We start from the raw sequence: 7,849 nt of genomic DNA, 5'->3' as shown, positions 1-7,849 counted from the left end.
ACGAGTTGGGCGCAGACCTCGCGGATGCGTTCGGTGGCGACCGCGTGCCGGGCGGGCGGGTCCTCGGAGTCGTCGTCGACAAGGTCGGGCAGGGCCAGCAGGGCGATGCGCGCGACCGTGGAGACGCCGGGGAACGACAGGTCGGTCAGGAAGTCCTCGGGGTCAGCCGCGAGCACGCCCTCGACGCGGCACTCGGTGTAGAGGCCGAACGCCTGTTCCAGCAGCGCGGTTTCCTTGCGCTGGTTGCGCCTCAGCCACTCCGCCTGGTCGTCCGGGAGGTCCGCGTAGAGCACCAGCGGGGTTTCGACGAGCTTGCGCCGGACGGCGTGCTCCGTGCCGCGCGGGCCTGGGCGGGCCGCGAGTTCGATGAGGTGTTCGGGGCTCTGGGCTTCGCCGACCGGGCCGGTGACGAGCTGGCCGAGCAGGTCGGTGTCGATGGTGATCAGAGCTTCTTGGGGCAGCAGGTCCTGCGCTACCGAACCCTCGGTTTCCATCAGCACGCCAAGGGAAACGAGGTGGCGCAGCGCAGCCGTGAGCGCTCGGCGTTCGACGACGTCGTCCGGTGCGTCGATGCCTGCTTCCACTGCGGCGGAACGGATGTCGGCGACGAGGCGGCTCAGCAGCGTCTGGCGGCCGATGCCCGTGAGGACGGCCAGGGTGAGCGCCAGGTAGGCGTAGCCGCGCGGGGACATGCTGAGCACGCCGCGGGTGTCGTCGTGGCCAGGTCCGGACTTGTAGAGGCGGGCGAACCGGCGTTCCACGACCAGGCGGTAGCCGAGCAGGCCCGCGAACAGGTCCTGGAGCACCACGCGGTGCCGGTAGACGAGGCTGAGCAGTTCGCCGTCCGGGCCGTCACTGCGCAGGAGCGGCCTGCGCAGGAGCGTTCGGGCGCACCGCACCACGTTGGCGGCGTCGATGTCGGAGAGGTTGTCCAAGTGGTTCATTGCTTCAGGGCCACCGTCGCGTCGTGCAGGGTGAGGGTCCCGGCGGCCGAGCGGATCTGCGTCGTCGTGCCGTGGGCGATCTCGAGTTTGAGGCCGCGCACGGGGTCGCTGGCCGATCCGCTGTCTTGAGGCGAGTCTCTTTGGGCCATCGCGAGCGTGAGCAGCTCGCAGAAGACCTCCAACGCGCCGTGCGTGAGCGTGGTGTTCTCCAGGTTTCCGGCGGCCTTCGTCAGTTCCGCGACGTGCCTGGCGCGGATCTCGTCGGCTTCCCGCGCCTCTGCGAGCAGCGACTGCTCGGTCATCGGGTCGTCGAGGATCCGGGACGGCCTCCCGCGGGCTCCTCGGTCGCCTCTGGTGCGGACGCTGACTGTCACATCGCAGACCGGGCCGTCGCGCCACGGGGTGCGCTCGTTGTCCGAGTCGTGCTCCGGGGCGGGGGAGAGGTGGCGTGCGGAGTAGAGGCCGAATGCCGACGCGTAGATCTCGTGGGCTTCTTCCCGGGTCGAGTTGTCGAACCAGCTCGCGAGCTTCAGCAGCTCGGCGCGCCGGCCTGGCAGCAGACCGCCGCCGGACGTCGCTCGCTTCACGCTGGCCAGGAGGCTGCCGATGGCGCGGGCGGTTGCTTCGCGCAGGGCCGTGACCTGGCTCGGGCGGCCTGGGCGGTCGACGAACCAGTCCGTGAGCTCCTGCCAGTCCTCGGGGGTGCGGCCGCGGGCGCGTTCGACGCTCGCGCCCAGGTCGGTGCTGAGGAGCCGCAGGAGTTCGGTGCGGGCCCTGGTCAGTCCGGCCAGGGCTTCCGCGATCGGGGGCGTGTACTTCAGGACGTCCTCGACGACGCGCTGGATGTACTCGACCAGGAGGTTGCGGAAGCCGGCGATCTCGTCGGGCGCGAGGTGGTTCCTGGTGACGACCTGGCCGAGGTAGGCGTAGAAGTCGCGGACCGTCGCGGCCAGTTCGGCGTGCTGCAGGAACAGGGTGGTGACGCGTTCGGCCAGGAGTTCCTTGGTCTTGTCGCCTTCGTTGAGCAGGGCGACGGACAGAGATCCTCCGAGCTCGTTCAGTCCGCGTTCGATGGCGGGGAGCAGCTCGCGGGAGACTTCGCGGGCGCCTTCCGGGACCCTCAGCAGCTCGTCGACGTCGCGTTGGACGCGGACCGCGAGCTTCGAGACCTGGTAGCGGACGCTGCCGTGCTGGAACTCGGCGATGCTCGCGGCGACCACCTCGCGCCTGCCCTGGACGAGGTTGCCCCACTCGACCAGCTGCTTCAGGCGGTTGATGACGTTCTCGATGCGGCTCTCGCCCTGTTCGACCCTGCCTTCGCGCTCCTGACCGGCCAGCGCGCCGGCGACCTCGCCCGCGGACAGGTCTGCCAGCAGCGTGGAGGTGAACAGCCGCATGATCGCCAGGTACGTGCGCTGGTGATCGCGCGCGTCCAGATAGGCGTACAGCTTCAGCCGCTTGTGCTCCACGACCGGCCACCCTAATGCGCGCGCTGGTGTGATGCGGCGCTACCGTGCCTTCGACGAGCTGGGGAGGATGCCGTGGGCGCGGGTCGCGCGTTGGGGTTGTTGCTGGGCGTGGCGGCGGACGCGGTGTTCGGTGATCCACGCCGATTTCACCCGGTAGCGGCATTCGGATCCACTGCTTCGGCTCTGGAGAAGCGCCTGTACGCCGACTCCCAGGCCGCCGGGGCCGTGTATTCCGCGGTGCTGGTGGGCGGGACCGTGGCGGCCGGTGTGGCCGTTGAGCGGCTGGCTCGCCGGCACTGGCTGGCGCAGACGTTGACCACGGCTGTGGCGACCTGGACCGTGCTCGGCGGCAGCTCGCTGGCGCGTGAGGGCACCTCGATGGGCCGCGAGCTGGCTGACGGCGATGTCGAGGCTGCTCGCGAGCGGCTGCCTTCGTTGTGCGGCCGTGACGCTTCCCGCCTGGACACGCTCGGTCTGGCGAGGGCGACGGTGGAGTCCGTGGCCGAGAACACCTCGGACGCCGTGGTGGCGCCGCTGTTCTGGGGTGCGGTTTTTGGTGTGCCGGGTCTTCTGGGCTATCGCGCTGCCAACACCTTGGACGCGATGGTGGGTCACAAGTCGCCGCGCTACCTGCGGTTCGGCTGGGCTTCCGCGCGCCTGGACGATCTTCTCAACCTGCTGCCGTCGCGGCTGGCTGCTGTGCTGACCGTCGGCGGTGCGCCGGTCGTGGGCGGCTCGGCTTCCGCGGCTCTGGAGACCTGGCGGCGCGATGCCTCAGCGCACCCGTCTCCGAACGCCGGCCAGGTCGAGGCTGCGTTCGCGGGCGCGTTGGAGATCCGTTTGGGCGGCCGGACCGCGTACTCGCACGGCATCGAGGAGCGCCCGGTGATGGGCCACGGCCGCAACCCGGACTCAGGTCACGTGACGCGTGCCGTGGAGCTGTCCCGCGTCGTCGGCTTCGGCGCCGCTTTCGTCAGCGCCGTCGTCGCCTTCTTCCGCAAGTAGCTCGGCGATCGACTTCCGCTTCTTGGAGCTCTCGTGGAGCACGCCACCCGGCCGTGCCTCGCGAATCGTGAAGTACAGCCAGCCGCCGACCGCCATGACCCCGAATGCGATCCACTGCAGCGCGTAGGAGAAGAACGGCCCGCTCTCGATCCGCGGGAGGGGCAACGTGTCGAGCGCGCCCGGCTGGTTCTCGATCAGCTGGAAGTAGCCCGGCTCGATGTCCGGACCCACTGCCTTGTTGTTGATCGAGTAGATCTGCTTGCGGCCGTCCTGCTCGAACGCGGGCTGCTCGTTCGACTCGTTCGGCCGGGCCAGTCCGATGATCGTGACCTCTTCGGTCGGGGGCGCTTCGAAGTTCGGCGGCTTGATGCCGTTGACCGGCCGCACGTACCCGCGGTCGATGAGGACGGTCTGGCCGTTGCTGGTCCTGAACGGCGTGATGACCTCGAACGCCGCCTCACCCAGGACGGTTCTCAGTCGTGCGAGCGCTTCCAGTTCCTGGACGTAGTGGCCCTTGATCTCGACCTTCTGCCACTCGTCGTGCTGCGCGCCGAACTGGACCGGGTCGCTCTTCAACGACTTGGTGATGGCGGCGTTCTGCGCCTGGCGCTCGTCGTTGCGGCCGAACTGCCACGGGGACAGGAAGTAGATGCAGGCACCCGCGAACACCCACACGGCCAGGGTCAGCGCCAGCCAGCCCGGCTTGAGGAGGAACTTGAACCGCACGACCTCACGGTAGTTGCGTGAGCTGGACCTCGTGGAACTGGGTCACGAACCCCTCGCCGTGCGGGCTCGCCCCCATGACCCCGACGAACGCCTCCACGCCGGGCGGGAAGTACGCCTTCCGCATCATCACCGTCGGCTCCGCACCGTCCAGCCCGTACTTCACGACCACCGCGTCACCCTTGCGCTCCGCGGTCACCGTGAACGTCTCGAAGACGTCGGCCACGGCCAGGTTCCAGTCCGAGAAGCCGCGTGCCACGACCGTGCTGGCCTGCCGCTTCCCGTCGAACACCTCGACCCCGGCCTTGATCCAGTTCTCGTCGTCGATCACCAGCCCGACGCCCGCGTGGTCGTACTGCGCGGGGAAGTCGCCGCTGAACGTGGCCGTGACGGTGAAGTCGCCGGCCAGACGCACGCCGTAGACGTGACCGTTGGTGTGGATCTCGCCGTTGCCGGTGAGGCGCCAGAAGTCGGTTTTCGGGTCCACGTGCACGGTCAGGGGGTCGGTCGACCACTTCTGCGGCTCGTTGAGCCACGTCCACCCGGTGAGGTCCATGACCTCATCCTCGCAAAGCGGCACGGGCGGCGGCCACGGCTTGGGACCGGTAGCCGCCGCCGAAGAGCACGGCGTGCACGAGCAGTGGGAACAGCTGGTGCAACGGCACGCGCGCCTGCCAGCCGTCGGCCAACGGGGCGATCTCCTGATAGGCGCCGAGGACGTGGTCGAGGAACGGGCAGCCGAACAGCTGGAGCATCGCGAGATCGCTTTCCCGGTGCCCGCCGTGGGCCGCGGGGTCGATGAGCCACACCTGGCCGTCGGCGCCCCACAGCACGTTGCCGCTCCACAGGTCGCCGTGCAGCCGCGCGGGAGGCTCCGCAGGGCCCGCGAGTTCGTCAATCCGCGAGCAGACGGCCCTCATGTCGATGCCCGCTTCAAGCGCATACGGCTCGATTCGCTGTGACGCGAACCACGAGGGCCACGACGCGGCCGGCTCGTTGACCATCGACGTCATCCCGATCGTTGCCTCGCGCGGACCGCCGGGCGGAGGGGCGCCGAACGCGTCGGCGCCCGCCAGGTGGAGAGTCGCCAAACGGCGCCCGAAGGTCACGGCTGCCTGAAGATTCGGCGTGCCGTGCGGGATTTCGTCGATCACCAGCACGCCGTCGGTTGCCGAGTGCACCGAAGGGACCGGCGGACCACCGGAAACGCGCAGCCAGCGCAGGCCGGCCGCCTCGGCAGCGGTGGCCGAAGGCGACTGGTGTTTCGTCCTCAGAGCTGTTCGCGGACCCACGAGATCAGCCCCGGCATCGCCGCCTCGATCATCACCAGCACATCCGTGAACCCCGACCGGTCGCCGTAGTAAGGATCGGGAACGTCCACGTCATCGGCATCCGGGTCGAACGAGCGCAGCAACCGGACGCGAGAAGGGTCCGCCATTCGGCGCAACGCACGCGCGTGTCCGGAGTCAAGTGCGATCAGCAAATCGGCGTCCAAGTGCTCCGCGCCCACCTGTGCGGCCACGTGCTCAACAGGATATCCGTTGTCCGCCAACGTTTTCAGTGCCCGCGGGTCGGCCGGGTCGCCCACGTGCCACCCACCGGTACCCGCGCTGGACACGGTGACGAAAGACGACAATCCTTCGCGCGACAGCCATTCTTCGAAGACGAGCGCTGCCATGGGGGACCGGCAGATGTTGCCGGTGCAGACAAAGGCGACCTTCACACGCCACACGGTAACGCTCAACCGTCGTCGCAAGATGTACGGACAAACGACATGGAGGCCGCCCATGCAGACAGGTACCGACGTGCCCCCGCAACGGGAGATCATCGGGTGCACCGACGCCCTCGGGCGTCGTCGTGCGTTCGAGGTGTACCTCAACGAGAAGGGTCGCGTCTGCTTCCGCACCCCGCCCGGTGAGTCGGCGCAGCTCGACGCTTTCCAGCTGGACGAGCTGATCAGCCACCTCACTGAGCTCCGCCGCTACATGCAGTGACGCGCCCGTCTGAGCTGGTCGCCTAGAATCAGCCGCGATGACCAGCCCAGACCTGCGCCACCACGGTGACGTCGACGCCGCACCAGGCCTCGCCGACTTCGCCGTCAACGTGCGGGTGCCGCGCCCGCCCCGTTGGCTGCGCGACCGGCTGGCCGCGGCGCTCGACGACCTCGGGCGTTACCCCTCGAAGCAGGCTGAACAAAGCGCACGTGAGGCCGTCGCACGCCGTCACGGGCGCTCGCCTGACGAGGTTCTGCTGCTCAACGGTGCCGCGGAGGGCTTCGCGCTGCTGCCGAAGCTCTCCCCGCGCCGGGTCGCGATCGTGCATCCGGGCTTCACCGAGCCCGAAGTGGCGTTCCGGGATGCCGGAATTCCGATCGAACACGTGCTGCTCGACGGCGACTTCCAGTTGCGAAACACGCACGTGGAAGCCGATCTCACCGTCATCGGCAACCCGACGAATCCCACGTCGGTACTGCATGCAGGAGAAGCCCTCAAGGCCCTGCCCGGCAAGCTCGTGGTCGACGAGGCGTTCATGGACGCCGTGCCGGGCGAACCGGAGTCGCTCGCGCACGACCCCGACGTGCTCGTTCTGCGCAGCCTCACCAAGACGTGGGGCCTGGCCGGGCTGCGGGCGGGCTACTTCCTCGGCGACCCGGAGACGCTTGCGAAGCTCGCCCACGGACGCCCGCACTGGCCCGTCGGCAGCCTGACGCTCGAAGCGATCACGGCGTGCTGCGAACCGGAAGCGCTCAAAGCCTCCGAGCAGTTCGCGAAGGAAGCCGAAGAGCACGCCGCCTACGCGGCACAACAGCTCGAAGACCTGGTCGTCGTACCCCCGAAAGCGCCGTTCGTGCTGATCAGGGTGCCGAGGGGAACGCGCGAGGCGTTGCGGGACAAGGGGATCGCCGCGCGCAGATGCGACACGTTCCCCGGCCTCGACGACACGTACCTGCGCGTGGCGATCCGGCCGCCGGAGGAGTTCGCGGTGTTCGTGGACGCGTTGCGCGTCGTGATGGAGGAACTGGCGTGAAGCTCGCCGACGTGATCGTGGCGCTGGAGACCGCGTATCCGCCGAAGACCGCCGAGAAGTGGGACGCGGTCGGCCTGGTCTGCGGTGATCCGGACGAGGATGTCACGAAGATCCTCGTCTGCGTCGACCCCACCCGGTCCACTGTGGACGAGGCAGTCGAACAGAACGCGCAACTTCTGCTCGCCCACCACCCGCTGCTTCTCCGCGGCGTCAACGGTGTTCCGGCCGACGACCCCAAGGGTGCGTTGGTGCACAAGCTCATCCGGAACCGCACCGCCTTGTATTGCGCCCACACCAACGCGGACAGCGCCCTGCCGGGTGTCTCGGACGCGCTCGCGAAGGCCATCGGGCTGACCGTCATGAGCCCGCTCGAAGCGGCGGAGCCGGACGGCGACACCGGAACGGGCCGCATCGGCGAGCTGGCTGAGGCCGAGCCGCTCAAGATCTTCGCCCAGCGCGTGGCCGACGCGCTGCCCGTGACCGTTCAGGGCGTCCGAGCCGCCGGCGACCCGGAACGCCTGATCAAGCGGGTCGCGGTGTGCGGCGGCGCGGGCGACAGCTACCTCGCGACCGCGGCCCGAGCGGGCGTCGACGCCTACGTGACGGCCGACCTGCGCCACCACCCGGCGAGCGAGCACATCGAGTCCGGTGGACCCGCGTTGGTGGACGTCGCGCACTGGG

General features: G+C 69.2%; 10 protein-coding genes. 4 read left to right on the top strand and 6 right to left on the bottom strand.

Annotated features, from left to right (window positions below; genetic code table 11):
* Together UK23_RS40860 and UK23_RS40855 are read right to left on the bottom strand one after the other, a co-directional pair.
* The coding region (locus UK23_RS40860) for a TIGR02678 family protein (RefSeq protein WP_045317174.1) at positions 1-944 on the bottom strand (944 nt) is incomplete at its 3' end.
* Positions 941-2,413, bottom strand: a complete 1,473-nt coding sequence (locus UK23_RS40855) for a DUF2397 domain-containing protein (RefSeq protein WP_045317173.1) — start codon at positions 2,411-2,413, stop codon at positions 941-943. The genes UK23_RS40860 and UK23_RS40855, both read right to left, overlap by 4 nt.
* Positions 2,414-2,485: 72 nt before the next feature.
* Here UK23_RS40855 and UK23_RS50890 point away from each other — a divergent pair, with 72 nt between their 5' ends.
* Positions 2,486-3,418: a cobalamin biosynthesis protein gene (locus UK23_RS50890; protein ID WP_082115387.1), complete on the top strand. Its 933-nt coding sequence runs from the start codon at positions 2,486-2,488 to the stop codon at positions 3,416-3,418.
* On the opposite strand, the gene UK23_RS40850 is transcribed toward UK23_RS50890, so the two are convergent.
* Genes UK23_RS40850 through UK23_RS40835 form a run of 4 tightly spaced genes read right to left on the bottom strand, consistent with a single transcriptional unit; the run spans position 3,326 to position 5,864 of the window.
* Positions 3,326-4,144: an SURF1 family protein gene (locus UK23_RS40850; protein WP_045317172.1), complete on the bottom strand. Its 819-nt coding sequence runs from the start codon at positions 4,142-4,144 to the stop codon at positions 3,326-3,328. The two genes, UK23_RS50890 and UK23_RS40850, sit on opposite strands and share 93 nt — an antisense overlap.
* A 4-nt stretch (positions 4,145-4,148) precedes the next feature.
* Positions 4,149-4,697 carry a DUF1349 domain-containing protein gene (locus tag UK23_RS40845; RefSeq protein WP_045317171.1) on the bottom strand — a complete coding sequence of 183 codons (549 nt, stop codon included), beginning with the start codon at positions 4,695-4,697 and terminating at the stop codon, positions 4,149-4,151.
* 4 nt (positions 4,698-4,701) lie between these two features.
* On the bottom strand, positions 4,702-5,433 hold the full coding sequence (locus UK23_RS40840) for a fructosamine kinase family protein (protein ID WP_052685479.1): 732 nt from the start codon (positions 5,431-5,433) through the stop codon (positions 4,702-4,704).
* On the bottom strand, positions 5,412-5,864 hold the full coding sequence (locus UK23_RS40835) for a low molecular weight protein-tyrosine-phosphatase (RefSeq protein WP_045317170.1): 453 nt from the start codon (positions 5,862-5,864) through the stop codon (positions 5,412-5,414). Before UK23_RS40835 ends, UK23_RS40840 begins: the two co-directional genes overlap by 22 nt.
* A 64-nt stretch (positions 5,865-5,928) precedes the next feature.
* Between UK23_RS40835 and UK23_RS40830 the strand changes: the two genes are divergently transcribed.
* The 3 genes from UK23_RS40830 to UK23_RS40820 all read left to right on the top strand — a co-directional run.
* A complete protein-coding gene (locus tag UK23_RS40830) occupies positions 5,929-6,135 on the top strand; it encodes a hypothetical protein (protein ID WP_030472678.1) in 207 nt (68 codons plus the stop codon).
* A gap of 37 nt (positions 6,136-6,172) precedes the next feature.
* A complete protein-coding gene (gene cobC / locus UK23_RS40825; RefSeq protein WP_045317169.1) occupies positions 6,173-7,168 on the top strand; it encodes an Rv2231c family pyridoxal phosphate-dependent protein CobC in 996 nt (331 codons plus the stop codon).
* Positions 7,165-7,849 (top strand): Nif3-like dinuclear metal center hexameric protein (locus tag UK23_RS40820; protein ID WP_045317168.1); only part of this gene is annotated, 685 nt, incomplete at its 3' end. The genes cobC and UK23_RS40820, both read left to right, overlap by 4 nt.

The organism is Lentzea aerocolonigenes, assembly GCF_000955955.1.
In the GTDB taxonomy this organism is placed as follows: Bacteria; Actinomycetota; Actinomycetes; order Mycobacteriales; family Pseudonocardiaceae; genus Lentzea; species Lentzea aerocolonigenes_A.
The sequence above is the reverse complement of the archived record's forward strand: the minus strand, read 5'-3'. Positions and strand labels throughout refer to the sequence as shown.

Bases quoted from the DNA above. Each gene is read 5' to 3' on its own strand.
- UK23_RS40845 (WP_045317171.1), bottom strand. From the start codon at position 4,697: ATGGACCTCACCGGGTGGACGTGGCTCAACGAGCCGCAGAAGTGGTCG.
- UK23_RS40830 (WP_030472678.1), top strand. From the start codon at position 5,929: ATGCAGACAGGTACCGACGTGCCCCCGCAACGGGAGATCATCGGGTGC.
- cobC (WP_045317169.1), top strand. From the start codon at position 6,173: ATGACCAGCCCAGACCTGCGCCACCACGGTGACGTCGACGCCGCACCA.